We start from the raw sequence: 24,412 nt of genomic DNA on the forward strand, positions 1-24,412 counted from the left end.
GCTCCCCCTCACCCGTCAGGCGGAGCGCCCGGCCTGCACTTGCCGAGCCCCGTGGGGCGGAGGACGCTCGAAGGTGGGGCTCTCGCGGCCCGCCCCGCATCAGGTCGCGGGCTCCGACAGGAGGTCACCATGGGCACCGCCACAGGCTCCACGTTCGACACCGAGACGCTGCGCCGGGCCATAGAGGGCAACACCGGGAACAACCTGCTGTCGCTCTACGCGGACGACGCGGAGATCCGTATCGTCGACCGCAACGCCCAGCCCAGTCATCCCAAGGTCCTGCACGGCCGCAAGGACATAGCCGCGATGCTGGACGACGTCTACACCCGCGACATGACGCACAAGCTGGACCAGTGCATCGTGCAGGGCGACCGGGCCGCCTACAGCGAGTCCTGCGAGTACGCGGACGGCGTCCGGGTGCTCGCCGAGTCGATGATCACGCTGCGCGACGGCAAGATCGCCGAGCAGATCATGATCCAGGCATGGGACGAGTAGTCGGAAGGACGGCGAGGGTCCAGGTCGGCGGCCGGCTGACCCGGACCTTCTCGGTACGGGCGGGACTGACGCCGAGCGCCTCGGTTACGCTGGGCGTGGGCCGTGACTGGCGCTGAGGTGGAGCACCACCGGGGAGCGGTCCGCACTGTCGATGCCGTGCGCCTGGGCGATCAAGGTCGAGCCAGCTCAGGAGTATGCCGCATGACCCATGCCCGTCTCATGAACGGAACCGCCGTCGCCCGCCGGATCGTCGAGCAGACCGCACAGCGGGCCGCCGGCCTCGCCGCACGCACCGGCACCACGCCGTGCCTGGCGACCGTACTGGTCGGCGAGGACCCCGCCTCGGTCACCTACGTCCGGATGAAGCAGAACCGCAGCCGCAAGGCCGGCATCGCCTCCCGGCACGTGGCCCTGCCCGCCACCACGACCACCGAGGAACTCGTGGGCACATTGCGGGAGTTGTCGGCCGACCCCGCGGTGCACGGCATCCTGCTCCAGCACCCGGTCGGCGAACACGTCGACGAGCGGGCCGCGTTCGAGGCGATCGCCCCGGAGAAGGACGTGGACGGCGTGACCTTCGCGTCGTTCGCGACGATGAGCTTCGGACTGCCGGGCTTCGTCTCCTGCACGCCCGGCGGCATCCTGCGGCTCCTCGACGCGTACGACGTCGACCCGGCCGGGAAGCGGGCGGTGGTCGTCGGCCGCAGCGCGATCCTGGGCAAGCCGGCCGGCATGCTGCTGCTCGCCCGGGACGCCACGGTCACCTACTGCCACTCCCGCACCGCCGACCTCTCGGCGGCCGTCCGCGAGGCCGACATCGTGGTCGCCGCGGTCGGCCGGCCCCGGCTGATCCGGGGGCAGGACATCAAGCCGGGGGCAGTCGTGCTCGACGCGGGCTACAACGAGGGCAACGTCGGTGACGTCGACTTCGACTCGGCCGTGGAGCGGGCCTCGCTGATCACGCCGGTGCCGGGCGGTGTCGGTCCGATGACCATCGCCGTGCTGCTGGAGCAGACGGTGACCGCGGCGGCCCGGCAGCTCGGGGTGTGATCAGCGCAGCCAGGCGCTGTACTCCATGACGTCACCGGCCTTCACGCCGTACTCGGGATCGTCCCGGGTGACCGTGGTCTCCAGGCCGAGTACGGCACCGGTGGCCGGGTCCAGGATCAGCATCCGCCGGCCGCCGGTGCCGTCGTCGTGGACGTACGCCTGCCCGGTACGGCCCAGCCGGTCGGTGACCTGGCCGACCGGGCGCAACCCCTCGGCGTCGGCGAGAAGCGCGGCCAGCGCCGCCGACTCCCGTGCCCCCAGCGTCCAGTTGTCCAGCAACTCCTCGGTGGTGTCGAGGAGTTCGGACGTGGTGAGGGTGTCGCGGTGGTCCACGGTGCGCACCCCGGGCGCCGGCGCCGATATGTGGATCATGGGCCTGGCCTTCTCCGGCTTCGGCACGATCCTGGGCGCGGTCAACTTCATCACCACGATCATCTGTATGCGAGCGCCGGGCATGACCATGTTCCGGATGCCGATCCTCGTCTGGAACGTCCTGCTCACCTCGGTGCTCGTGCTGCTCGCCTTCCCCGGTCCTGGCGGCGGCCCTGTTCGCGCTGGAGGCGGACCGCAAGTTCGGCGCACACGTCTTCGACGCGGCCAATGGCGGAGCGCCAGATCGAGGGGCATCTGCTGCTGGCCGCCGCCCGGGCGGAGGGCCGTGCCGCGGGGGCCCGGGCGGCGGATCGGTTGGGTTGGCTGATAGATAGCCAACGGGACGATATCGAACGGCAGTTGGAGTCCGAGTATGTGGAACTCGCCCGAATGTCGTGGCGCCGTACGGCGGAGAGGGGCGAGGAGTTGAGGCGGGAGTACGAGACCAGATACCGGTCCTTGCGCCAACGGCTTCTGGCCTGCTCCGTACTGGCCTGCGCGTTCCTCACCGCAACGGCGTTTCTGACACTGGCGATGTGAGCGCCCCTTCAGGGGCGCGGGGCTGTATTGGATATGCGGCTGCCGCCGCGCGGGCGCGACCAGTCACAGCCCACCCGCGCCCAAGGAACTACCGGCTCAGCTCTGACTCCACTGCTGGTTGGTCCCCCCGTTGCAGCCCCACAGCACCAGCGAAGTCCCGTTACTGCTGGCCGCGTTGTACGCGTCCAGGCACAAACCGGCATTGACGTTGGTGATCGTCCCGTCCGAGTTGACGTTCCACTTCTGGTTGTTCTGCCCGTTGCAGTCCCAGATCACGACCTTGGTGCCGTTGGTGGTGCCGAGGTTGTACGCGTCCAGGCACTTGTTCCCGTACACCACCAGCTCCTTGCGAGAGGTGTACGTCCAGGCCTGGTTCTGACCGCCGTTGCAGTCCCAGATCTCCGCCTGGGTGCCGTTGGTGATGGTGTTGTTGTAGATGTCGGCGCACCGGCCGGACTGCTTGCCGACGAGCAGCGTGCCGTTGGTGCCCGGCACCGGACTCACCGCGACGGAACCGAGTGTCGGCAACGAACTCCCCGTGAAGGTGAGCGAGTTGCCCGACCCCTTGCTCAGGTCGACCTGCACCGAGATCGTCCCCTGCGAGGACCCGGTCGGCGGGAAGGAGACGGTCGTCGAGGTCTGGCCGTTCACCTGGAGCGTGCCGGTCACGGCGGTGGAGCGGGTGTTGGTGTAGGCGACGTCGACGACGTTCAGGCCGGTGCTCGCGGCGCTGACGCCGGTGTACTTGCCGGTGGCGGTGGCGCTGTAGCCGGTGCTCGCCGCTTCCGTGCCGCCGCTCACCTTGAGCATCACCGAGCCGCCCGCCGGGACGCTCGCGGTGTAACTCGTGGCGTACGAGCCGAGGTTCTGCTGCGCCCACAGATCGCGCACGGTCGCGGAGGCGCCGGTCAGGCCGAGGTCGGACCAGCGGACGGTGATGTTCTGGGCGGCGGAGGTGCGGTTGAGCAGCACCACCGCGCGGTTGCCGGTGCCGGAGAGGACCTTGCCGTAGACCTGGAGGCCGGTGGTGTCCTCGGCGACCTTGACCCCCTGGAGGCCGCGCGGGTCCTGGTCGACGGCGACGACGTCCGAGTTCTTGAGGATGGCGGCCGTCTCACTGGTCATCGTGGTGAGGTCGTTGCCGGCGAGCAGGGGGGCTCCGGAGATCGCCCAGAGGGCCATGTGAGTGCGGTTCTGGGCCGCCGTGAGGCCGGACATGCCGACCGTCAGCATGTCGGGGTCGTTGTAGTAGCCGGTGTGCTGGGCGGCCGGATGCAGGGTCTGGTCGAAGTTGGACAGCACGCTCGACTGCGACGCCGTGCCGCCGTAGTAGTAGATGTCCGTGCTGGTCCGCCACATGGGGGCGAGGCCCGGTGCCCAGTTCCAGGTGTTCTGGTAGCCCCAGTTGCAGATGGACAGCGTCAGCGGGCGGCCGGTGGTGGCGGTGGCCCTGGTGACCGCCGAGCTGATCGACTTGTAGGCGGTCGCCGCGTCCAGGCCCTCGGCGTCGCCGCCGCACCAGTCGACCTTCACGAAGTCGAAGCCCCACTCGGAGAACTGGAGCATGTCCTGGTCGTAGTGGCCCTCGCTGCCGGTGTTCGCGGCGGCGGGGCGGCCGGTCGGGTAGTAGTAGCCGCAGCCGTTGGAGCCCGCGTCGGTGTAGATGCCGGCCTTCAGGCCCTTGCTGTGGATGTAGTCGGCGATGGCGCTCATGCCACCGGGCCACTCGGACCCGTCGACGGTGATGTTGCCGGCACTGTCCCGGGTGCCCTGCCACCAGCCCTCGTCGATGTTGATGTACTTGTAGCCGGCGGCGGGGAGCCCGGCCGCGACGAACGCGTCGACCTGCTGCTTGATGACGCTGTAGTCGATCTTCGCGGCGAAGCTGTTCCAGGAGGCCCAGCCCATCGGGGCGGTGGGCACCGATATCTGCCGGGCCGTCGCCGCCTGGGCCGGTCCCGGCGTGGCGAAGAGGAGCGCGGCGGCTGCCGTCAGGGCCAGGGCGAGGGCGCGTACGGCGGTGGCCCACAGGTGTCGTACAAGACCGCTGCCGGTCGATCTGGGCGGGGGATACATGCGGCTCCTCCACGGGGGTGCACGAGGGTCTACGGCTCCATCATGTTCGTAATGCCGAACGGAGATCGGTCGTCCGAACATGTCGCGCCGACCGTAGAACCGGTGGAGGGCGAAGTCAACGGATGCGACAGGGGTGAACCCGCCTCGCCCTTCGGCTGGTTCACCCCATGCGGGGACCGCTCGACGTCCACCCCTCCGGCCGCAACATCCCCACCAGCAACCGCACCAGTTCCCCCACGACGTCATCCAGCGTCGCGTCCACCCACCCGGCACTCCAGTCGTGCAGCAACCCGTTCACGCTGCCGATGAAGGCGGTCGCGGCCAGCCGGTAGTCCCGCGGTGCCGCATCACCGCGCGCCACCGCCGCGTTCGCCTCCCCGCATATCAGCTCCACCCACCGCGCCCGCCGCGCGAGGCGCTGCTCCTCCAGCCGTGGACTGACGCCGATGATCTCGACGAAGGCGACACGGATACGGCGCGGGTCCGAGGTGACATCACTGGCGTAGGCGCGGAAGAGCACCGTCACCCGCTCCACCAGCGGCAGCGGCTTCGCCTCCGGGAACGCGTCCCGCACCGCTTCCTCGGCCCACCCGTTGACCTCCAGGTGCAGTGCGGCGAGCACATCCTCCAGCGTGTGGAACTCCTCGTAGAACTGCCGGGTCGACAGGCCGGCCGCCTGGCTGAGCGCGGCCACGGTCGTGGCGCGGAATCCCGGTGTGCCGCCGAAGAGCTGGAGCGCCGCGTCCAGGAAGCGCCGACGCCGCTCGGCCTTGCGTTCCTCGGCGGACCGGCCGCCGTAGCGTCCCGTCGGTGCCTTGAGCCTGCCCGGCAAGATTGCCCCCTCCGTCATCCGCCCGATGGCCAATTTTGTCGTGTACGCCTCTTGTGAAGTAAGCCGCCCCCTCCTTACTTTTCAGTAAGTTCGTTTTGAACGCGCCCGTGTTCAGATTCCGTCATCGCTGGCTGCACGCGCGCCCCCACCCCCTCAGAGGAGAGAGCAGTCATGCCTGCCTTCAGAACCAGGCACCTTTGCTCCGTAGCCGCCGCCCTCGTCCTGACCGTCACCGCGCCCGCGACCGCCGCCACCGCCGCGTCCGGCGGCTCCCTGCGCGAGGTGCTGTTCGTCGGCAACAACTGGGACGGCACCGCGACCGTCCTGAAGTCGTCCGGCGACTTCGCCAAGGTCGGCCAGATCAACGTCATTCCCGACAAGGACCAGCGGATCGCCGAGATCAACGCCGACCCCATCAAGTGGATCTACTACACGTCGATCCGCAACGAGGTCGGTCAGGGCCACGACCAGTACGCCGACGACATGTACTCCACGCCGGACGGCAGGTCCGTGGTCGTCTCGCGTCCGAGCTTCGCCGACGTCGTCTCCATCGACCTGGCCACCGACACGATCAACTGGCGTTTCCCGGTGGCCGGTTACCGCGCCGACCACATGGCCGTCTCCCCCGACGGCACCAAGGTCGCGGTGTCGGCGTCCACGGCGAACAAGGTGCAGGTGCTGGACATAGACACCGGCAGGGAACTGGGCGAGTTCGCCACCGGTGACAAGCCGCACGAGAACGTCTTCAGCCCCGACGGCAAGTACATCTGGAACATGTCGATCGGCGAGGTCACCACCTCGCTCGACGACCCGGTCTGGGACTGGACCAAGGGCGACCGGCACATCACCGTCGCCGACGCCACCACCTACAAGCAGGTCAAGACCATCGACATGCGCGACCGGCTGAACGCGATCGGGCTGACGGACTTCTCGGACGCGGTGCGGCCCGCGGCCTTCACCCCCGACTGGTCCAAGATGTACTTCCAGGTCTCGTTCTTCAACGGCTTCCTGGAGTACGACATCGCCAGCGACAAGATCACCCGGGTGAAGACACTGCCATCGAACCCGGCGACCAGCACGGATCGCACCACCTGGCTCCTCGACTCGCGCCACCACGGCATCTCGATGAAGCCGGACGGCACCAAGCTGTGCGTCGCCGGGACGATGGACAACTATGCGACCGTCGTCGACCGGGCCACCCTGCAGGAGGGTCCGCTCATCACCGCGTCGACCCCGTACTGGGCCACGGTGAGCGGTGACGGCAAGGACTGCGTCATCTCCGAGAGCGGCGCCGACCAGGTGACGGCCATCGACTTCGCCACGGGCGAGAAGGTGACCTCGGTCGCGGTCGGCGACCACCCGCAGCGCGTCCGGCTCGGCCATGTCCAGGCCGACTGGACCGGTGCATCCGGAAGTTGACCGATCATCAGGGTTCTTCGGCCTCCGGGGTGCGTTGGCACTCGGGAGGCCGAAGCGCACTGTCAGAACTTCGCCGCCACCCAGGCGGCCAGCTCCGACCTGGCCGCGTTCAGCAGGGTGGAGCCGGGCGAGGTCGCCCCGTTGGTCACCAGCGCGTAGTGCAGCACGCCGGAGTCCGAGTCGCTGAGCAGCAGTCGGCGGCTGCCCGTGCCACCCGGTTCGGCCGCCACACCGACCGGCGTCGACGACGTGTACGACGGGGGTGCGTAGACGGTTCCCAGGTCGGAGACGACCGTGGTGGACGCGGTCGGGAAGGACGCCGGGAGGTGGAGCTCGGTGGGTGCGGTGGCGCTGCCGGAACGCCAGACCTGGACGGCGTACTGGCCGGAGCCGACCAGCGCGGCCACGTTCGGCAGCGAGCTGGGCACCGGGTTCCAGGTCAGGGTCGTCGAGCCGTCCCGGGAGCGGTCCTCGTAGGTGAAGGCGAGGGTGCTGCCCGAGGTGGCGCCCGGGTAGATCCGGTCGAGGAGCCTGGCGTCCTGACGGAGGGTCACCGTGCCGGAGTCGTTCATGGCGACGGCCGAGAGGTCCTCGTCGTTCCAGGCGTCACCGGAGGTGAGGACCTTGTCGGGATTGTCGTTCATCAGCTCGTGGTGGCGACCGCTGTAGATGTCCCACTGCCACTGGGTGCCGGAGAGCACCGGACCGGAAGTGGCCGGGGTGGACCACCAGGTGGATCCGGGGAGGCGGGAGTCGAGGGCCTGGTACATGGCCTTGTCGACGGTCGGCGCCTTGCCGGCGGTCGTACCCGACAGCGGATGCCCGAACTCGCTGACGATCGCCGTGGTTACGGCGGCCGAGGCACGGTCGCGGACGGTGCCGAAGTCGGTGCTGTACTGGCCGTCGGAGGCGTTGCCCCACATCAGGATGCCCGAGATGGCCTTCTGGTCGTAGAAGTGGGTGTTGAAGACATAGCGCGAGCCGAGCCTGCCCGCGTCCAGCAGACCGCCCTCCTGCTTCTGGGTGTCGATGTTGGCGTTCCAGAAGAGGTTGGGCTCGACCAGGGCGGGCTTGGCGCTCCAGCCGGCCGCGTCCATCCGGGCCCGGAACTTCTGGTAGAAGGGCCACAGCAGGTTCTGCTCCCAGGTGCGGGAGTTCTGGCCGGAGTCGTACGAGCCCGCGTACGGCTCGTTGTAGGGGTCGAAGCCGACGACGCCGGCGAACTCGTCGGACGTGAGATGCTGGGCCAGGTAGGCCATGGTGGTCTGGGCGGTGGCCAGGAAGGCGTCCTGGAGGCCGTGGTTGTTGTGCCAGAAGTCGTACTGGCCTTGCTGGACGGCCGCGTTCTGGGTGATGTTCTGACCCCAGAACAGGCAGATACCGCAGGACTCGGCCGGGTAGCCACCCAGCTCCACCGCCCACTCGGGGGCGCCGTCACCCGTGTACCAGCTGCCCGAGTTGAACAGGTAGCGGGAGTACAGGTCCTGGTGGAAGTCGGGGAAGACCCGGATGCCGGCGTCGAGGAACGCCTGCGTCTGCGCGGTGACGGCTGCCAGGTACGCGGTGTCCACCTGGCCCTTCGCGGGTTCGGCGTGCGCCCAGGAGAGCAGGAAGCGCACGGCGTTGCCGCCGCCGAGGGCGCGCAGCGCGGTGGCGGACTTCTTCGCGTCCGCGACCGAGGCGAACGGCAGTCCGCTGTTCTCCTCCAGCTTGGTCTCGCCGGAGACGTTGTAGCCGCGCAGCACCACCTCACGGCCCTGGCCGTCGACGAAACGGCCGTTCTGCACGGTGAGCGAGGTGCCGTCGAACCAGAGGGAGTCGGACGGGGTGGCCGCGGTGGCGGACGGGGTGCCCGCCACCGCGAGGAATCCGCAGAGGACAACCAGGACAACGATCAAACGTGCCCGGATAGTAGTCATGTCCACTACAGTCCGGTGATTTCCGGACACCGTCAATACTTCTGACTCATGAGTAAGTTGAATACCTGCCCGGCACTTGTCGCTCACCTGCTCACTCGACCCGTCACGTTCAACAGGTACTCCTTGCAGCTGAGCGGATTGTGATCGGTCCGTGCGCGTTCGGGGACCGTTCCGTGGGAAACGGGCGCGTGGTGGTCGAACGCGCTCTCCAGGTCGGGCACCCCGGTGCCGGTGACGGCGGAGCCGAAGTACACCGGGTGGACCAGGGTCCGCCGGGTCTGGTCGGCGAGCGCGGAAGCCGTCGCGGCTACGGGCGAGACCGATGCGACGATCGCCCCAGCCGGAACCATCGGCGTCCACGTGATCAACACCGTCAATCGTGACCGCATCAGGTCCCAGGTCCTGGCGATGCTCGCCGACCAGCGTCTGAGCGGCATGCTCAGCGAGGCCACCGAACGTGGAACTCCCTGCCACTCCTGCTGACCGTCAGCAGGCCACGGGCGCGCAGGGCACAGGCAGAGCGCCGGCCCCCCGGCGCCCAGACCCCGGGTTCCTCACCGGCAGCCAGCCGTTCCAGAAGCACGCGCCGCCGTTCGTTCAAGGCAGTGGGAGTCCCCCGGGACTCTCGACCACGGCCGTCGATCACGCGGTGTGATCGGCACTTCCGTCCAATCAAGTCAGGGGAAGTGCAGCAGGACGCCACCCGCGACAGCGATGGATTAATGCTCAACCAAATCCTCCTCGCAGCGCTCGCCGCCTCCAGAGCCCGGTCTTAGAGTGATGTGCATCACGTCTTTCTGATGCATACCCCCTATTTTTCCCCTCGCTCCTGCCCGCACGGTCTGGAGGGCACATGACCCACATCAAGGTGAACGTGGACGGCACGCCCTACGAGGACGAGGTGGAACCCCGTCTGCTGCTCGCCCACTACCTGCGCGACCGGCTCGGCCTGACCGGCACCCCGATCGGCTGCGACACCTCGAACTGCGGCGCGTGCACCGTCGACCTGGACGGGGCCACCGTCAAGAGCTGCTCGGTCCTGGCCGTCCAGGCGGACGGCGGCACCGTGACCACCGTCCAGGGGCTGGCCAAGGACGGCGAGTGGACAGCGCTCCAGCACGCGTTCCACGAGCGGCACGCTCTGCAGTGCGGCTACTGCACCCCCGGCATGATCATGGCGGCCCGCGATCTGCTGAGCGAGAACCCGCACCCCACCTCCGACGAGATCCGCCAGGCCCTGGAGGGCAATCTCTGCCGGTGCACCGGCTACCAGAACATCGTCCGCGCGGTGCTCGCCGCCTCCGGGCAACAGGTACCCGAGGAGGCCACGGCATGACCGATCAGGCCGTCGAACACGAGGTCGGCCGCGCCCGGCTGCGCAAGGAGGACGCCCGGCTGATCACCGGCCAGACCAACTGGACCGACAACATCCAGGTCGCCGGACTGCTCCACCTCGCCATCCTGCGCAGCCCGATGGCCCACGCCCGCATCACCCGCGTCGACGTCTCCCCCGCCCGCGAACGCCCCGGCGTGATCGCCGCGTTCGCCGGCGCCGATCTCGCCGAGGGGCTGGGCTCGCTGCCCTGCGCCTGGCCGGTGACCGAGGACATCGTGCTCCCCGACCACCCGCCGATCGCCGTCGACGAGGTGCGCCACGCGGGTGACCCGGTGGCCGTGGTCGTCGCGCGCGACCGGTACGCGGCGGCCGACGCGCTGGAGGCGATCGAGGTCGACTACGACCCGCTGCCCCCGGTCCTCGACCTGGAAGCCGCGCTGGCGGACGACGCTCCGCTGGTCCACGCCGACAAGGGCACCAACCGCTGCTACACCTGGCCGCTCGCCACCGGCGAGAGCTACGACGCCGTACGACAGCGCGCCGAGGTGACCCTCAAGCGCCGATACCACCAGCAGCGGCTGATCCCCAACGCCATGGAACCGCGCGCGGTCGTCGTCACCCCGATCGCCGCCTCCGGCGAGTACACGGTCTACTCGGCGACCCAGATCCCGCACATCCTGCGGATCATGCTGGCCATGGTCACCGGGATCCCCGAGCAGAAGCTCCGGGTGATCGCCCCGGACGTGGGCGGCGGCTTCGGCTCCAAGCTCCAGGTGTACGGCGAGGAGGCCCTCGCCCTAGCGGTGGCGCGCAAGCTGGGCCGCCCGGTGAAGTGGACCGAGTCCCGCTCCGAGGGCTACCTCGCCACCCACCACGGCCGCGGCATGATCCAGGACATCGAGGTGGCCGCCACCCGCGAGGGCAGGCTGCTCGGTCTGAAGGTCGACCTGATCGCCGACATGGGCGCCTATCTGATGCTGGTCACCCCGGGCATCCCGCTCCTCGGCGCCTTCATGTACCCGGCGATCTACAAGATGGACGCCTACGACTTCACCTGCACCGGTGTCTTCACCACCCGCACGCCCACCGACGCCTACCGCGGTGCCGGGCGCCCTGAGGCGACCTTCGCCATCGAGCGGACCATGGACGAGCTGGCGGCCGAACTCGGCCTGGATCCGGTGGAGTTGCGGCGCCGCAACTGGATCCGGCATGACGAGTTCCCGTACACCACGATCGCCGGACTGACCTACGACAGCGGCAACTACGAGGCGGCCACCGAGAAGGCCCTCGCCCTGTTCGGCTACGACGATCTGCGCGCCGAGCAGCAGCAGCGCAACGAGCGCGGCGACCCCGTACGCCTCGGCATCGGCGTGTCGACCTTCACCGAGATGTGCGGGCTGGCACCGAGCCGGGTGCTGCGCGACCTCAGGTACGGGGCCGGCGGCTGGGAGGCGGCGAGCATCCGCATGCTGCCCACCGGGAAGGTCGAGGTGGTCACCGGTACCAGCCCGCACGGGCAGGGCCACGAGACCTGCTGGAGCCAGATCGCGGCCGACGTGCTCGGGGTGCCGTTCGACGACGTCGAGGTGGTGCACGGCGACACCAGGTCGGCTCCGCAGGGGATGGACACCTACGGCTCGCGGTCACTGTCCGTCGGCGGCGAGGCCGTGCACCGGGCGGCGACGAAGGTGGTCGAGAAGGCGCGGAAGGTCGCCGCGCACCTCCTGGAGGCGAGCGAGCAGGACCTGGAGTTCACGGACGGCGTGTTCGCGGTGAAGGGTTCGCCGGAGGCCCGGAAGACCATCCAGGAGATCGCCTTCGAGACGTTCACCAGCCACGACCTGCCCGACGGCGTCGAACCGACCATCAACGCCGAGACCGTGGTCGACCCGGAGAACTTCTCCTACCCGCACGGCACCCACCTGTGCGCGGTCGAGGTCGACACGGAGACCGGGCAGACCCGGATCAGGTCGTACGTCTGCGTCGACGACATCGGCCGGGTCGTCAACCCGATGATCGTCGAGGGCCAGGTGCACGGCGGTCTGGCCCAGGGCATCGCGCAGGCGCTGTACGAGGAGGCCGTGTACGACGACGACGGCAACCTCGTCTCCGGGACCATGGCCGACTACCTGGTGCCGTCGGCGGCGGATCTGCCGGACTTCGTCACCGACCGGACGGAGACCCCGGCGGCCTCGAACTCCATGGGGGTGAAGGGAGTCGGCGAGGCCGGGACGATCGCGTCGACACCCGCCGTGGTCAACGCCGTGGTGGACGCGCTGCGGCCGCTGGGCGTGCAGGACGTACGGATGCCGTGTTCGCCGCACCGGGTGTGGCAGGCCGTGCAGGCCGCCCGCGCCGGCCGGGGCGGGGCGGGCGAGGAGGCCGGCGGGACCGGTCCCGCACAGTCCGGGCAGTCCGGGCAGGCCGCCCGGTCCGGCGACCTGGGCCAGTACGAGGAGGATTCCTCATGATTCCCCCCGCGTTCGAGTACACCCGCCCGACGAGCGTCGACGAGGCGGTACACGCGCTCGCCGACGCGGGCGAGGAGGCGAAGGTGCTGGCCGGCGGACAGAGCCTGCTGCCGCTGCTGCGCCTGCGGCTCGCCTTCCCGGAGCTGGTCGTGGACGTCGGCCGGATCCCGGAGCTGCGGGGCGTCCGCGAGGACGGCGACATACTCGCCATCGGCGCGCTGACCACGCACCACGACGTCATCCACGATCCCCTGGTGCGCCGGCACGCCGGACTGCTGGCGGAGGCGACGGCCACCGTCGCCGACCCCGCCGTACGGCACCGCGGCACCCTCGGCGGTTCCCTGGCGCACGCGGACCCGGCCGGGGACCTGCCCGCGGTCGCCCTGGCCCTCGACGCCGCACTGGTCGTCGCCGGGCCGGGCGGCCGGCGCACCATCCCGGCCGGGGAGTTCTTCGTGGACTACCTCCAGTCGGCCCTGGCGCCGGACGAACTGCTGGTGGAGGTGCGGATCCCGAAGGCGGACGGCTGGGGCTTCCACTACGAGAAGTTCCACGCGGTCGCCCAGTCCTGGGCCATCGTCGGGGTCGCCGCGCTGGTCCGGCGCGACGACGGGCGGATCGCCGGGGCCCGCATCGGGCTCACCAACATGGGCTCGACCCCGCTGCGGGCCACGGCCGCCGAGGCGGCGCTGTCCGGTGCCGACGGCCCGGCGGCCGTGGCACAGGCGGCGGAGGCCGCGGCCGAGGGCACCCGCCCGTCCCAGGATCTGTCGGCCTCGCCCGAGTACCGGGAGCACCTCGCACGGGTGCTGACCCGGCGGGCGGTGCTGACCGCCGGCGGAATGGGGTGAGCGCCGATCACCCGGAAGGACGACCCGGAGCAGGTGCGGGCGTGTCTGGAGGAGACGGGGTACCTCGTCGACGAAGGGCTGGCCGTCACCTGCTTCCTGGCACTGAGGCTGCACCGCCCGCTGTTCTGCGAGGGCGACGCGGGTGTGGGCAAGACCGCGCTCGCGTCCGCCCTGGCCGAGGCGCTCGGCGCGCCGCTGATCCGCCTGCAGTGCCATGAGGGCATCGACGCCTCGCAGGCGCTGTACGACTGGGACTTCCCCCGGCAGCTGCTGCACCTCAGGGCCGCCGAGGCCGCCGGTGTGAACGACGCGGACCGCCTGGAGAGCGAGCTGTACGACCGGCGGTTCCTGATCGCCCGGCCGCTGCTGCTGGCCCTGCAGACGCAGCCGTCGGTGCTGCTGGTCGACGAGATCGACCGGGCCGACGACGAGTTCGAGGCGTTCCTGCTGGAGCTGCTGTCCGAGTACTCCGTCACGATCCCGGAACTCGGCACGCTGCGGGCCGAGGAACCACCGGTGGTCGTGCTGACCTCGAACCGCACCCGGGAGGTGCATGACGCGCTGAAACGGCGCTGCCTCTACCACTGGTTCGACCATCCCTCCTTCGCCCGCGAACTCGCCATCGTCCGCCGCCGGTTGCCTCGGGTGTCGGCGCGGCTGGCCGAGCAGGTCACCGCGCTGGTGCAGGCGCTGCGGGGCGCGGACCTGGTCAAGCCGCCGGGTGTGGCCGAGACGCTGGACTGGGCCGAGGCCCTGGACGCGCTGGGGGCGAGCGAGGTGGACGCTGAACTGGCCGTGCAGACCCTCGGTTCGGTGCTCAAATACCGGGAGGACACGGCACGGGCGCGAGGGATGGATCTCGCGGCGGTCCTCGCGGCCCGGGGCGGGTGACCGGGGATGGACGCGACACTGCCGAGACCGGCCGGGCTGCCGGCGGACGCCGTACTGCTCGGCTTCGTACGGGCGTTGCGGGCGGCGGGCGTGGACGCGAGCACCGAGCGCGGGTACGCGTTCCTGCGCGCCGTGGCAGCCCTGCGGCCGGAGATGCGCTCCGATGTGTACTGGGCGGGGCGGGCGACGCTGTGCGGCGGCCACGACGACCTGGAGCGCTACGACCGGGTGTTCGCCGCCTACTTCGGACCGTCCGGCGCCCCCGCCCGGCAGCCGGCACATACCGCTCCCCCACCCCGGCTGCGGCTCGTCGCACGGGAGGCGGCCGCGGCGCCCCGGGCGCGCGGCACGAGCGAGCCGTCGGGGCCGCCGACCGCCGCCCTCGCCAGCTCCGCCGAGGTGCTGCGGCACCGCGACGTCACCGAACTGGACGCCGCCGAACGGGCCCAACTGCGCCGTCTGCTGTCCGTGTTCACGCTGGAGGGGCAGACCCGGCGCTCGGCACGGCGGCGGGCCGCCCGGCGCGGCCAGGTCGATCCGCGCCGTACGGTACGGGAGTTGCTGCGGCGCGGCGGGGAGCCGGCATTGCTGCGCCGGCACGCGCGGGTGGTGCGGCCCCGCCGGGTGGTGCTGCTCGTCGATGTGAGCGGTTCCATGGGGCCGTACGCCGACGCGCTGCTGCGGTTCGCGCACGCGGCGGTCCGTGCGGGCCGCACGGAGGTGTTCACCGTCGGTACCCGGCTGACCCGGGTGACCCGCGAACTGTCGCACCGCGACCCCGACCTGGCGATGGCGGCCGTCGCGGCGGCGGTGCCCGACTGGCGCGGCGGCACCCGGCTCGGCGAGCTGCTGCGGGAGTTTCTGGGCCGGTGGGGTCAGCGCGGGATGGCGCGCGGCGCGATCGTCGTGCTGCTCTCGGACGGCTGGGAGCGCGGCGATCCCGAACTGCTCGGGCAGCAGATGCGCCGGCTGCACGCCCTGGCCCACCAGGTGGTGTGGGCGAACCCCCGCAAGGCACGGCCGGGTTACGCGCCGTTGGCGGCCGGGATGGCGGCGGCGCTGCCCAGCGTCGACGCCTTCGTCGAGGGGCACAGCCTGGCGGCGCTGGAGCGGCTGGCGTCCGTGGTGCGTGGGGCGCGGGTGGCGAGAGGAGCGGATGGTGCGTGAGATTCTGCCGGCGCTGGCCGGCTGGCATGCGGACGGCATCCCGTTCGGGCTGGCCACGGTGGTCGCGGTCAGCCGCAGCGCGCCGCGCGGGCCCGGAGCGGCCATGGCGGTGGGGCCGGACGACGAAGTCGTGGGCAGCGTCTCCGGCGGCTGTGTGGAGGGCGCCGTGTTCGAGCTGGCGCAGGAGGTCGTGGCGAGCGGCGAGCCGCGGCTGCAGACCTTCGGTTACAGCGACGAGGACGCCTTCGCGGTGGGGCTGACCTGCGGCGGTGAGATCACCGTGCTGGTACGGCCGGTGACCGCCGCATCGGACCCGGCGTTCGGCGCGGTCGCCGCGTCGGTCGCCGCGGGCGAACCGGTGACCGTGGCCACGGTGGTGGACGGGCCCGCACCGCGCGGGGCCACCCTCACCGTCTGGCCGGGCCGGGTGGCGGGCACGCTCGGCGCGACCGGCCTCGACGTCGCCGTCACCGCGGACGCGCGCGGCGAACTCGCCCTCGGTGCCTCGGTCTTGAGGCACTACGGGCCGCGCGGGGAGCGCCGTGAGGATGCGGTGACGGTGTTCCTGGAGTCGTTCGCGCCGCCGCCGCGGATGCTGGTGTTCGGCGCGATCGACTACGCGGCGGCGGTGGCCCGCATCGGTGACTTCCTCGGCTACCGGGTCACCGTGTGCGACGCCCGCCCGGTCTTCGCCACGGCCAAGCGTTTCCCGGCCGCCGTCGAGGTGGTCGTGGACTGGCCGCACCGCTATCTGAGCGGCACCGTGACCGACGACCGCACGGTGATCTGTGTCCTCACCCACGACCCGAAGTTCGATGTGCCGCTGCTGGAGGAGGCGTTGCGTCGGCCGGCCGCCTACATCGGGGCGATGGGCAGCCGCAAGACCCACGAGGAGCGGCGCGCCCGGCTGTCCGAGGCCGGTCTCGCCGAGGCCGAACTGTCCCGGCTGCGCTCACCGCTCGGCCTCGACCTCGGGGCCCGTACGCCCGAGGAGGTCGCGGTGTCCGTCGCCGCCGAGATCGTCGCCCTGCGCTGGGGCGGCAGCGGCGCGCCGCTGACCTCGACCACCGGGGCCATCCACGCGGCCGCCGGCCGCTGACTGTCAGGAGGAGTGAGTCATGGAACTGCACCACGAGTTCACCGTCCCCGTCCCCGTCGAGGACGCCTGGCGCGCGCTCCTCGACATCGAACGGGTCGCGCCCTGTCTGCCGGGCGCGGTTGTGGAGGACTACGACGGCAGGACCGTGACCGGCTCGGTGAAGGTGAAGGTCGGCCCGGTCACGGTGACCTACCGGGGCACCGCGGTCTTCGACGAACAGGACGAGACGGCCCACCGAATGGTGCTGGCGGCGACCGGCCGGGAGACCCGGGGGCAGGGCACGGCCAGGGCCACGGTCACCGGCTCGCTCGCCGAACGCGACGGCGGTACGGCGGTGTCCGTCGACACCGACCTGACGGTGACGGGACGTCCGGCGCAGTTCGGACGCGGGGTGCTGTCGGAGGTGGGCGACCGGCTGGTGGGACAGTTCGCGGCCTGCCTGGCGGAACGGCTGGCCGAGCAGGCACCGGGCGAGCCGGTCGTCGACGAGGAGGAGGCACCGCCGCTCGATCTGCTGCGCATGGCGGGGGTGCCGGTGGCCAAGCGGGCGGCGGCGGTGGTGGTCGGGGCGCTCGCGTTGACATGGCTGGCGACAAGGCTCCGCCGGAGGAGGCGGGCCTCCGGGCACCGGTGACGCCCACGCCTGATGCTGGTCGTGTCTGCCGTCGACGTGCCGCAGGGCACCGCGCATGGCGCCTTCGAAGGTGTATCCGGCTTCTCCGCGACACGGCCGGGCGGCGGGGTCGGCCACCGAGTGACACAGCCGCAGCCGGTGCAGGCCAAGGTCGTCCGGGGCCCAGTGGCTGAGCCGTCGTACCGCTTCCACGGCGATGCCGCCGCCGCGCGCCTCGGGCAACACCCAGTAGACGATCTCGGCGCTGCCGCCCGCGAGGTCGACGTCGTTCCGGCCGACGAAGCCGAGGGCCACCTCGCCGGGAGGGCGACGACCCAGGCGGCGCCGGTCTCGGGACGTCGGCGTTCACGTCCGCGTTCGATGCGTCGGGCCGCCTCGGCCCGGGTCGGCACGGTTGGCAGGTTCCCCTGCCGGATCGCGGGATCCTGACCGGCGGCGCGCTCGGCAGCAAAAGGGCGGCCTGCTCGCTGCGGGCGATGCGGCCTGCCGGAACGGCGTCGGGAATCTCGGAGCCGGAGATCATCGCCGCATCCTGCCGGAGCGTCGTCAGCGTGGTGGCAGCCGGTGGAGTGTCACCTCCGTGAGGGCGTCGTCGGCGATGGTCGCGGTGAGGTAGGTGCAGTGGGGCTGGCGGCGGCGGTCGGTGGGTGAACCGGGGTTGAGGAGGCGCAGGCCGCCGGGGGCCGTGGTGTCCCAGGGGATGTGGCTGTGCCCGAAGACCAGGACGTCCAGGTCCGGGAAGCGGGCGGCGCAGCGGTCCTCACGGCCCTGGGCGGAACCCGTCTCGTGGATGACGCCGAAGTGCAGGCCGCCCAGCTCGGCGTAGGCCACCTCGGGAAGCCGGGCGCGCAGGCCCGGCCCGTCGTTGTTGCCGTACACCGCGATCAGCCGGCGGCTGTGGCTCTCCAGCAGGTCGAGGGTGGCCTCGTCGACCCAGTCGCCGGCGTGGAACACGACGTCCGCGCGCGGGAGTTCGGCGAGGAGCTGGTCCGGGAGCCGCTTGGCGCGCACCGGGAGGTGCGTGTCGGAGGTGAGGAGCAGGCGCACAGGACCAGCCTAGCGACCGCGCGAGGTCCTCAGTTTGAACTTAACAGTTTGGACTGGACAGTTTTCGCTGACGGTTCTAGGGTGGGCCGCATGGTTCAGATCTCGGACTCAGCGAGCCGCGGGGCGCGCGACCTGCGGGTGGTGTTCAGCAGACTGCGGCGCCGTATCCGGGAGGTCGCGCAGGACGCGGACCTCACCCCGTCCCAGGAGTCGGCGCTCACCCTGGTCTCCAAGCACGGCGCCGCCACCGCCAGCGCGCTGGCCTCCGCCGAGGGGGTACGGCCGCAGTCCATGGCGACCACGCTGGCCGCCCTCGACCAGCAGGGGCTGATCCGCCGCAGCCCCGACCCGACCGACGGCCGCCGCCAGCTGGTCACCCTCACCGAGGCCGGGCAGGCACGTGTCGAGGGCAACCGGCAGGTGCGCGACGAGTGGCTGGCCCGCGCCTTCCAGGAGCGCTACACCGAGGAAGAACGCCAGACCATGCTCACCGCGTTCGAACTGCTGGAACGGCTCTCGCGGTCGTGATACCCAGGCTCACCGGACGCACCCGGCGGGACACCCGCCCGGCCCCCGCCGGCTTCGACCGGCGGCTGATCGCGCCGATGGTCCTCGGTTCCGTACTCAACCCGATCAACTCCTCGATGATCGCCGTGGCCCTGGTGCCGATCGGCATCGCCTTCGGGGCACCGCCCGCCGAGACGGTGTGGCTGGTCTCCGCGCTCTACCTGGCGACGGCCGTGGGCCAGCCGGTGATCGGGCGACTGGTGGACATGTACGGGCCGCGCCGGCTGTACCTCCTCGCCACGGGCCTGGTGGGCGTCGCCGGACTGATGGGCGCGCTGGCGCCCTCGCTGGGTGTGCTGATCGCCGCGCGGGTACTGCTCGGTTTCGGCACGTCGGCGGCGTTTCCGGCGGCGATGCGGCTGACCAGGAGCGAGGCCGAACGCACCGGGCGGGACAGCCCGGCCGGGGTACTCACCGCGCTCGCCGTGTCGGGGCAGACCGTGGCCGTGATCGGCCCGACGCTGGGCGGGCTGCTGATCGGCGCCGGCGGCTGGCACCTGGTGTTCACCGTGAACGTGCCGCTCTCGGCGGCCTGTCTGGTCCTGGGCGTCCTGTGGCTGCCGAAGGCCGACCCCGCCGAGCGGCGCCAGAGCATGGACCTCCCCGGCATGGCCCTCTTCGCCGTCCTGCTGGTCTCCCTGATGCTCTTCCTGATGGACCCGCGGCTCGACCGCTGGTACCTGCCGGCCCTGACCCTGGTCGTGGCCGTCGCCTTCGCCGCCCGGGAACTGCGCGTGCCTGACCCGTTCGTCGACCTGCGCGTCCTTGGCGGCAACGGCCCGCTCATCGCCACCTACGTACGTCAGTTCCTCGGCTGCGTCACCTCCTACGCCTTCCTGTACGGCTACACACAGTGGCTGGAGGAGGGCCGCGGGCTCAGCGCCTCCACCGCGGGGCTCGTGCTGCTGCCGCTGTCGGTCGCCGCGCTGGTCGTCTCCACGCTCACCGGCCGCCGTGAGGCGATCCGCGCCAAGCTGCTCGTCGGCTCCGTGCTGCAGCTCGCGGGCTGCGCGGCGCTGCTGCTGTTCGACGCCCACAGCCCGGTCTGGATGCTGCTCGCCACCGGGGTGCTGCTGGGCATACCGCAGGGTCTGCTCGGTCTCGCCGCGCAGAACGCGCTGTACCGGCAGGCCGACCCGGAGCGGATCGGCTCCGCCGCCGGGCTGCTGCGCACCTTCATGTACCTCGGCGCGCTGGGTGCCTCCGCCGCCACCGCGGCGTTCTACCCGCACCGCGCCGACACGGGCGGGCTGCACGGCCTGGCCCTGTTCATGCTCGCCGGCTCCGCACTGCTGCTGGCGATCACCCTGCCGGACCGCTCCCTGGCCCGGCTCACCCCCCGACCCCGTCAAGCCCCCCGAAAGGCCTGATCCACCCCATGTCTCTGAGCACCCTCGACCCGCGTACCGCCCTTGTCGTCGTCGACCTCCAGCAGGGCATCGTGGGCATGCCCACCCAGCCGTACTCCGGAGCCGAGGTCGTGGCCCGTACCGTCGAGCTCGCCGACGCCTTCCGCGCCCAGAACCTGCCCGTGGTCCTGGTCCGGGTGTCCTTCGCCGCCGACGGCGCCGACGCCGTCCCGGGCCGCACCGAGCGCCAGCCGCGCGGGCTCGCCTTCCCGGAGGGCTGGGACACCGTCGTCGCCGAACTCTCCGGCCACGACGGCGACATTCTCGTCACCAAGCACAACTGGAGCGCCTTCCACGGCACCGACCTGGACGTCCAGCTGCGCCGCCGGGGCGTCACCCAGATCGTCCTGACCGGCATCGCCACCAGCATCGGGGTGGAGTCGACCGCCCGCGACGCCTATGCGCACGGCTACCACGTGACGCTCGCCACGGACGCCATGGCCGACGCCGACCCCGAGGCGCACCGCGGCAGCATGGAGCGGATCTTTCCGCGGCTCGGCGAGTCCGGCAGCACCGCCGAGGTCCTTGAGCTGCTCGCCAAGACACACGGCTGAGCAGGCATCTTGACGCACGGCTGACCCTTCACGACCCGGTCTTGACCAAGGGGTGGGACACACCCGAGGCCAAGACCGGGTTAGCATTCGGCCACATGTACGTGCCGTCCAGGAGAACGGACGGCTTATCCAGGGGGCTAGGAAGCCGGATGCCGGTCAAGGTCAGTGTTGTCGTCCCTGTCTACAATCCGGGGCCCTATATCGAGGACTGCATCGCCTCGGTGCTGCGGCAGTCGCTGCCGCGCGACGAGTACGAAGTGATCTTCGTGAACGACGGCTCCAGCGACGAGACCCCGGCCCGGCTCGACGCGCTCGCCGCCGAGCACCCGCACGTCCACGTCATCCACCAGGAGCCCTCCGGCTGGTCCGGCAAGCCCCGCAACGTCGGCATCGCGGCCTCCAAGGGCGAGTTCGTGATGTTCGTCGACAACGACGACTTCCTCGGCGACGAAGCCCTGGAGCGGATGTACGACTACGGCGTCGCGAACGAGGCCGATCTGATCATCGGCAAGATGGCCGGCAAGGGCCGTCCGGTGCCGGTGGAGCTTTTCCGGCGCAACCACCCGCGGGCCACCGTCGAGAACGCCCCGATCATGGACAGCCTCACCCCGCACAAGATGCTGCGCCGGTCCTTCCTGGACCGCATCGGGCTGCGCTTCCCCGAGGGCAGACGGCGTCTGGAGGACCATGTCTTCGTCGCCGAGGCGTACCTGCGCGCGTCGAACATCTCCGTGCTCAGCGACTACGTCTGCTACTACCACCTCAAGCGCGAGGACGCCTCCAACGCCGGCTTCCAGCGCTTCGACCCGGTGGGCTACTTCGCCAACCTGCGCGAGGCCCTCGACGTCGTCGAGCGCTACACCGAGCCCGGCGCCAGGCGCGACCGGATGTTCCGGCGCTGGCTGAACAACGAGATGACCGAGCGGCTGCGCGGCAAGCGGTTCCTCAAACTGCCGGACGACTACCGCAAGGAACTCTTCGACGAGATCCACAAGGTGATCGCCGAGCGCATGGGCCCCTCCGTGTTCGCCCTGCTCGGCCCCGCCCAGCGGGTCGTCGCCGAGCTGGCCGCGGCCGGCCGGTACGAGGACGTGGTCGCCGTCGCCGAGTGGGAGGCGTCCGTCGCCCCGTCGACGGCCCTGGAGAGCGTCACCTGGGACGGCGGCGCACTGAAGGTCGACTTCAGCGCCGAGTACACCGCCGACGGCGCGCCGAAGACCTATCCGGCCGACACCGCCGTCACCTCGCCCGACGGCCCGGCGGCGTCGGCCGCCGACGCCGTCGACCGGCTGGAGCGCGGCACCGCCGCCCGCTTCGAGAAGGCCAACGTCGACCTGGTGGTGCGCGAGCGCGAGACGCACGCCCAGTTCTTCCAGCCGGTCGAGATCACCCGCGAGACGCTGCCCGCCGAGGGCGAGCCGGACCGCGTCCGCCTTGTCGTGCGGGCCATGGCCACCGTGGACCCGGGGACCGCGGCCAGCGGCCAGGCGCTGCCGCCGGGGCTGTGGGACGCGTTCGTCCGGCTGACGATCGGCGGCTGGACGCGGGAGCACCGGCTCTTCCCGGTGTCCAGGGAGCCGTTCCCCGCGATGCCGTCCCCGGGTGTGGTCGGCGGCCGCCGGGTACTGCCGTACTGGACGGTCAAGGACAACTTCGCACTGGACGTCGACCTGGCGAGCAAGCGGCTGGGCTTCGGCGAGTTCAAGCCGGAGGACTTCACCGTCGCGGGCGACCGGCTGCGCGCGGTGCTGCCCTTCCATGTCGCCGGTGACGTCAAGGCGTCGGTCCGGCTGACCGGCCCGAAGCCCGCCGCCGAGGTGCTGGAGGTGCCCGCCACGCTGTCGCCCGCCGGGGGCGGCGGAGCGGTGCTGGACGCCCCGCTGCCGGTGCGTTCGCTGCAGGAGGGCGGCTGGCGGCTCGCCCTGTGCCTGGTCGCGGACGCGACCGAGCCGCGCTTCTTCACACTGCCGCTCGTCGTCCGTAACTCCCCCGAGGGCCTGAAGGTGGTCAAGCAGGCCCCGAAGAAGCCCGCGGCGGCCGCGCCCAGGCCCGCCGCCAAGCCGAAGCCCAGGCCGAGCGCGGCACGCCGCCTCGCCCGCCGGCTGCCGCTGCCGGTGCGCCGCGCACTGGTCAGGGCCCTGGGCCGGGGCAGGCCCGCACGACAGGAAGGCAAGTAAGAACCGTGCGACCGCTGAACATCGAAGGCGCCTGGGTCCAGGAGCCCAAGGCCTTCCCCGACGACCGGGGCAGCTTCCACGAGTGGTTCAGGGCCGCGGAGTTCCGCGAGGCCCTCGGCTACGATCTCGACCTCGCGCAGGCCAACTGCTCGGTCTCCCGGCGGGGCGTGCTGCGCGGCATCCACTTCGCCGACGTACCGCCGAGCCAGTCCAAGTACGTCAAGTGCGTACGCGGGGCCGTGCTGGACGTCGTCGTGGACATCCGGGTCGGCTCCCCCACCTTCGGCCGCTGGGAGGCGGTGCGGCTCGACGAGGAGAACCGGCACGCCGTGTTCCTCTCGGAGGGCCTCGGGCACGCGTTCATGGCGCTGACCGACGACGCGACGGTGGTGTACCTGTGCTCGGCCGGGTACGCGCCGGGCCGCGAACACGGCATCAACCCGCTCGACCCCGAGCTGGGAATCGAGTGGCCCGAGGGCTTCGAGCCGGTGCTGTCGGAGAAGGACGCCGAGGCGCCGTCGCTGGCGGAGGCTGAGGCGTCCGGGCTGCTGCCGACGTACGCGGACTGCCTGGCGTACTACGAGCGGTTGCGGGCCTGAGCACGCCGAGGGGGGCCGAGCCGTGGCTCGGCCCCCCTCGGGCGAGCGGTGTCAGGACCTGGCGTAACGCTGCTTCAGCGCGCTGCGCTTGTTGCTGCCCTCGGCATTCCTGCCTTTTTCGATGATCACCAGGTTGTGGTAGAAGTGCACGGCCACCACATTGAGGTCCGTGTACGTCGGCTGATAGTTCTCGACGACGAATTCCTCGTAATTCAGCCCGTCCACCAGCCGCTTCAGCATCCCCATACTGGTGTGCGCGGCATCCAGATCCTCGCTGCCCTGCCATTCGGGCCAGTACGACGACTGCGTGTCCTCGACGATGTAGATGCCACCGTCCTTGAGACGGGGGAAGAGCGTCGCGAACGTCGTGAGCACATGCGGACTACGGTGACTGCCGTCGTCGATGATGACGTCCAGCTCACCGATCTTGTCGGCGACTGCGTTCAGGGACGACGGATCGGACTGGTCTCCGATGAACGTCGTGATGCGGTCCTCGTCGACAAATGACTTGTCCTGGATGTCCATTCCGAAAATTCGCGCCTTCGGGAAGAACTGCTTCCACATGCGCAGCGAAGCACCGCCCTGACCTGGCCTGTTGTAGCCGCCGATGCCGATTTCCAGCAGGTTGAACGACTCGTTCCTCAGGTGCTCGAGATGGCGCTGGTAGTGCTGTGTGTAGCGGTGTATTCCCCACTTGTCCGTCTTGAAGTGCTGGGCGAGTTTGTTGAGATCCCCGGAGATCGCGTCGAGCCCGGTCGGAGGCGCCGGCTTGGCCGACCCGACCGGCGGCCGACCTGAGATACGCCGCTTCAGCCTTCGCAACACCCGCACATTCTTCTCACCCAATACGGACTTCACGGTCGCTCGGATCGACATCGCGAGACTTGTCCTTTCCGCACCCGGTTCA

Annotated in this window: 22 protein-coding genes, 3 pseudogenes and 1 riboswitch; of the genes and pseudogenes, 18 read left to right on the forward strand and 7 right to left on the reverse strand. The window is 70.8% G+C overall.

All coding sequences use genetic code 11. The features are described from left to right. The first annotated feature begins 129 nt into the window (after positions 1–129). Positions 130–495 carry a nuclear transport factor 2 family protein gene (locus ABTY98_RS03045; protein WP_352219101.1) on the forward strand — a complete coding sequence of 122 codons (366 nt, stop codon included), beginning with the start codon at positions 130–132 and terminating at the stop codon, positions 493–495. A 92-nt stretch (positions 496–587) separates the two neighbouring features. Then, positions 588–670, forward strand: a riboswitch (ZMP/ZTP riboswitch). Between the two features lie 26 nt (positions 671–696). After that, on the forward strand, positions 697–1,545 hold the full coding sequence (locus ABTY98_RS03050) for a bifunctional 5,10-methylenetetrahydrofolate dehydrogenase/5,10-methenyltetrahydrofolate cyclohydrolase (protein WP_352219102.1): 849 nt from the start codon (positions 697–699) through the stop codon (positions 1,543–1,545). Here ABTY98_RS03050 and ABTY98_RS03055 read toward each other — a convergent pair. After that, positions 1,546–1,863: pseudogene (locus tag ABTY98_RS03055) on the reverse strand (CU044_5270 family protein); the annotation flags it as partial. A 16-nt stretch (positions 1,864–1,879) separates the two neighbouring features. On the opposite strand from ABTY98_RS03055, the pseudogene ABTY98_RS03060 reads away from it, so the two are divergent. Together ABTY98_RS03060 and ABTY98_RS03065 are read left to right on the forward strand one after the other, a co-directional pair. Further along, positions 1,880–2,156, forward strand: a pseudogene (locus tag ABTY98_RS03060) (cbb3-type cytochrome c oxidase subunit I); the annotation flags it as partial. Further along, positions 2,146–2,457 carry a hypothetical protein gene (locus ABTY98_RS03065; RefSeq protein WP_352219103.1) on the forward strand — a complete coding sequence of 104 codons (312 nt, stop codon included), beginning with the start codon at positions 2,146–2,148 and terminating at the stop codon, positions 2,455–2,457. The pseudogene ABTY98_RS03060 and the gene ABTY98_RS03065, both read left to right, overlap by 11 nt. A gap of 96 nt (positions 2,458–2,553) precedes the next feature. Here the strand turns inward: ABTY98_RS03065 and ABTY98_RS03070 are convergent, their stop codons facing one another. Together ABTY98_RS03070 and ABTY98_RS03075 are read right to left on the reverse strand one after the other, a co-directional pair. Further along, the gene (locus tag ABTY98_RS03070) at positions 2,554–4,533 is read right to left on the reverse strand and encodes a ricin-type beta-trefoil lectin domain protein (protein ID WP_352219104.1); all 1,980 of its coding nucleotides are present in this window, start codon (positions 4,531–4,533) and stop codon (positions 2,554–2,556) included. A 160-nt stretch (positions 4,534–4,693) separates the two neighbouring features. Then, positions 4,694–5,365 (reverse strand): TetR/AcrR family transcriptional regulator, encoded by a 672-nt coding sequence (locus ABTY98_RS03075; RefSeq protein WP_352219105.1) that lies wholly within the window; start codon positions 5,363–5,365, stop codon positions 4,694–4,696. A 171-nt stretch (positions 5,366–5,536) separates the two neighbouring features. Between ABTY98_RS03075 and ABTY98_RS03080 the strand changes: the two genes are divergently transcribed. Continuing rightward, positions 5,537–6,784 carry a YncE family protein gene (locus ABTY98_RS03080; protein WP_352219106.1) on the forward strand — a complete coding sequence of 416 codons (1,248 nt, stop codon included), beginning with the start codon at positions 5,537–5,539 and terminating at the stop codon, positions 6,782–6,784. 62 nt (positions 6,785–6,846) lie between these two features. Here the strand turns inward: ABTY98_RS03080 and ABTY98_RS03085 are convergent, their stop codons facing one another. Beyond that, on the reverse strand, positions 6,847–8,703 hold the full coding sequence (locus ABTY98_RS03085; RefSeq protein WP_352219107.1) for a cellulase family glycosylhydrolase: 1,857 nt from the start codon (positions 8,701–8,703) through the stop codon (positions 6,847–6,849). Between the two features lie 231 nt (positions 8,704–8,934). Here ABTY98_RS03085 and ABTY98_RS03090 point away from each other — a divergent pair, with 231 nt between their 5' ends. From ABTY98_RS03090 to ABTY98_RS03125, 8 genes are all read left to right on the forward strand, one after another. Next, complete coding sequence (locus tag ABTY98_RS03090) at positions 8,935–9,186, forward strand: hypothetical protein (protein WP_352219229.1); 252 nt, start codon at positions 8,935–8,937, stop codon at positions 9,184–9,186. A gap of 370 nt (positions 9,187–9,556) precedes the next feature. After that, positions 9,557–10,039 carry a (2Fe-2S)-binding protein gene (locus ABTY98_RS03095; RefSeq protein WP_352219108.1) on the forward strand — a complete coding sequence of 161 codons (483 nt, stop codon included), beginning with the start codon at positions 9,557–9,559 and terminating at the stop codon, positions 10,037–10,039. Then, positions 10,036–12,510, forward strand: coding sequence for a xanthine dehydrogenase family protein molybdopterin-binding subunit (locus ABTY98_RS03100; RefSeq protein ID WP_352219109.1), 2,475 nt, complete (start codon positions 10,036–10,038; stop codon positions 12,508–12,510). Before ABTY98_RS03095 ends, ABTY98_RS03100 begins: the two co-directional genes overlap by 4 nt. Beyond that, positions 12,507–13,361, forward strand: a complete 855-nt coding sequence (locus tag ABTY98_RS03105; RefSeq protein ID WP_352219110.1) for an FAD binding domain-containing protein — start codon at positions 12,507–12,509, stop codon at positions 13,359–13,361. Before ABTY98_RS03100 ends, ABTY98_RS03105 begins: the two co-directional genes overlap by 4 nt. Before the next feature lie 33 nt (positions 13,362–13,394). Beyond that, positions 13,395–14,252, forward strand: a complete 858-nt coding sequence (locus ABTY98_RS03110) for an AAA family ATPase (protein ID WP_502994127.1) — start codon at positions 13,395–13,397, stop codon at positions 14,250–14,252. A 6-nt stretch (positions 14,253–14,258) separates the two neighbouring features. Then, positions 14,259–15,419, forward strand: coding sequence for a vWA domain-containing protein (locus tag ABTY98_RS03115; RefSeq protein WP_352219111.1), 1,161 nt, complete (start codon positions 14,259–14,261; stop codon positions 15,417–15,419). Next, complete coding sequence (locus ABTY98_RS03120) at positions 15,412–16,518, forward strand: XdhC family protein (RefSeq protein ID WP_352219220.1); 1,107 nt, start codon at positions 15,412–15,414, stop codon at positions 16,516–16,518. The genes ABTY98_RS03115 and ABTY98_RS03120 overlap by 8 nt, the downstream gene beginning before the upstream one ends. A 19-nt stretch (positions 16,519–16,537) precedes the next feature. Beyond that, positions 16,538–17,152 (forward strand): SRPBCC family protein, encoded by a 615-nt coding sequence (locus ABTY98_RS03125; RefSeq protein WP_352219112.1) that lies wholly within the window; start codon positions 16,538–16,540, stop codon positions 17,150–17,152. A gap of 153 nt (positions 17,153–17,305) precedes the next feature. Here ABTY98_RS03125 and ABTY98_RS03130 read toward each other — a convergent pair. Further along, a pseudogene (locus ABTY98_RS03130) lies at positions 17,306–17,446 on the reverse strand (GNAT family N-acetyltransferase); the annotation flags it as partial. A 252-nt stretch (positions 17,447–17,698) separates the two neighbouring features. Further along, positions 17,699–18,199 carry a metallophosphoesterase family protein gene (locus ABTY98_RS03135; RefSeq protein ID WP_352219113.1) on the reverse strand — a complete coding sequence of 167 codons (501 nt, stop codon included), beginning with the start codon at positions 18,197–18,199 and terminating at the stop codon, positions 17,699–17,701. A gap of 90 nt (positions 18,200–18,289) precedes the next feature. Here ABTY98_RS03135 and ABTY98_RS03140 point away from each other — a divergent pair, with 90 nt between their 5' ends. From ABTY98_RS03140 to rfbC, 5 genes are all read left to right on the forward strand, one after another. Then, positions 18,290–18,727, forward strand: a complete 438-nt coding sequence (locus ABTY98_RS03140) for a MarR family winged helix-turn-helix transcriptional regulator (protein WP_352219114.1) — start codon at positions 18,290–18,292, stop codon at positions 18,725–18,727. Further along, positions 18,724–20,136, forward strand: a complete 1,413-nt coding sequence (locus ABTY98_RS03145; RefSeq protein WP_352219115.1) for an MFS transporter — start codon at positions 18,724–18,726, stop codon at positions 20,134–20,136. The genes ABTY98_RS03140 and ABTY98_RS03145 overlap by 4 nt, the downstream gene beginning before the upstream one ends. Positions 20,137–20,144: 8 nt before the next feature. Continuing rightward, a complete protein-coding gene (locus ABTY98_RS03150) occupies positions 20,145–20,729 on the forward strand; it encodes a hydrolase (protein WP_352219116.1) in 585 nt (194 codons plus the stop codon). A gap of 149 nt (positions 20,730–20,878) precedes the next feature. Further along, complete coding sequence (locus tag ABTY98_RS03155) at positions 20,879–22,906, forward strand: glycosyltransferase family 2 protein (protein WP_352219117.1); 2,028 nt, start codon at positions 20,879–20,881, stop codon at positions 22,904–22,906. 5 nt (positions 22,907–22,911) lie between these two features. Then, positions 22,912–23,505: a dTDP-4-dehydrorhamnose 3,5-epimerase gene (gene rfbC, locus ABTY98_RS03160; RefSeq protein ID WP_352219118.1), complete on the forward strand. Its 594-nt coding sequence runs from the start codon at positions 22,912–22,914 to the stop codon at positions 23,503–23,505. Positions 23,506–23,556: 51 nt separating this feature from the next. Here rfbC and ABTY98_RS03165 read toward each other — a convergent pair whose 3' ends face one another. Further along, the gene (locus tag ABTY98_RS03165) at positions 23,557–24,381 is read right to left on the reverse strand and encodes a class I SAM-dependent methyltransferase (RefSeq protein ID WP_352219119.1); all 825 of its coding nucleotides are present in this window, start codon (positions 24,379–24,381) and stop codon (positions 23,557–23,559) included. Positions 24,382–24,412 lie beyond the last annotated feature (31 nt).

Source organism: Streptomyces sp. NPDC096040 (assembly GCF_040303265.1).
Lineage (GTDB): Bacteria > Actinomycetota > Actinomycetes > Streptomycetales > Streptomycetaceae > Streptomyces.